The following is a 1,361-nucleotide window of genomic DNA, read 5'->3' as shown; positions in this document are numbered from 1 at the left end:
ATTTTCCTTTTTAGTTCGTGCCAACCTGAAGGCACGATTTGGATTGAGACGATTAAATAGTTCTTCCAATTTCTTTTCATTCCAAACGTCTGCGGCGGAAACAAAATTACCATCTGCATCTCGGAAAGATATCGGTTTATCTCCCATACCAGTCTCCTAGTCTACAAATTCAAACTCAAATTTACCAATGCGGACCAAGTCTCCATCCTTAGCACCACGCGCACGAAGAGCTTCATCAACCCCCATACCACGAAGTTGGCGGGCAAATTTCATGACTGATTCGTCACGATCAAAGTTTGTCATATTAAAGAGTTTCATGAGTTTTTCACCAGAAAGTACCCATGTCGCATCGTCATCACGGCTAATTTCAAAGGCTTTTTCTTCTTCGTCAAATCCATAGTAGGCTTCTTCTTCCATATCAGACTCGTCATAGAGCAAGAATTCTGGTGTCTTGTCTAACAATTCAGCTGTAGCATCCAAAAGCGTTGCCAAACCTTGCTTGGTCAATCCAGAAATTGGGAAGATAGCTGGTAACTCTTCAAATTCATCGTAGTTTTCAGCCAATTTCTTCTTGAATTCTTCAAGATTTTCTTGACTCTCAGGCATGTCCATTTTATTGGCTACGATAATCTGTGGACGCTCCATGAGGCGGAGGTTATAAGACTCTAACTCCTTATTGATCGCTAGGTAGTCCTCATAAGGGTCACGACCTTCGCTAGCTGACATATCAATGATATGGAGGATGACACGTGTACGCTCAATGTGGCGGAGGAACTGGGTTCCCAAACCAACTCCTTGACTAGCCCCTTCAATCAAACCTGGCAGATCGGCTACTGCAAAGGATTCACCTGATTGGGTACGAACCATACCTAGATTTGGCACAATGGTCGTAAAGTGGTAGGCACCGATTTTAGGTTTAGCTGAGGTAATAACACTGAGCAGTGTTGATTTCCCAACAGATGGGAATCCAACCAAACCAACATCTGCCAAGATTTTTAGTTCCAATTGTAACTCACGTTCCTGACCTGGTTCTCCATTTTCAGAGATTTCAGGTGCAGGATTTTTTGGTGTCGCGAAACGAATATTTCCACGTCCACCACGACCACCGTGGGCAACGATAAATTCTTGCCCGTGTTCAATCAAATCTGTCAAGACCTTGCCTGTCTCAGCATCACGAACAGTCGTACCTTGTGGTACTCGAACTCTAAGGTCCTCAGCACCACGACCATGCATCCCTTTGGTCATTCCTTTCTCACCAGAATCAGCCTTGAAATGGCGATTATAGCGGAAATCCATGAGGGTACGTAGACCTTCATCTACAATGAAGATGACATTGCCTCCACGACCTCCGTCACCACCCA

The 1,361-nt window shown here is 44.5% G+C and carries 1 protein-coding gene; it reads right to left on the bottom strand.

The features are described 5' to 3' along the window. Window positions 1–156 precede the first annotated feature (156 nt). The coding region (obgE, locus tag SMIDD26_RS04245) for a GTPase ObgE (RefSeq protein ID WP_061439126.1) at window positions 157–1,361 on the bottom strand (1,205 nt) is incomplete at its 5' end.

This window comes from Streptococcus mitis (genome assembly GCF_001579035.1).
Lineage (GTDB): Bacteria > Bacillota > Bacilli > Lactobacillales > Streptococcaceae > Streptococcus > Streptococcus mitis_J.
Note: the sequence above shows the minus strand (reverse complement) of the source record. Positions and strands in the feature narration are given on the sequence as shown.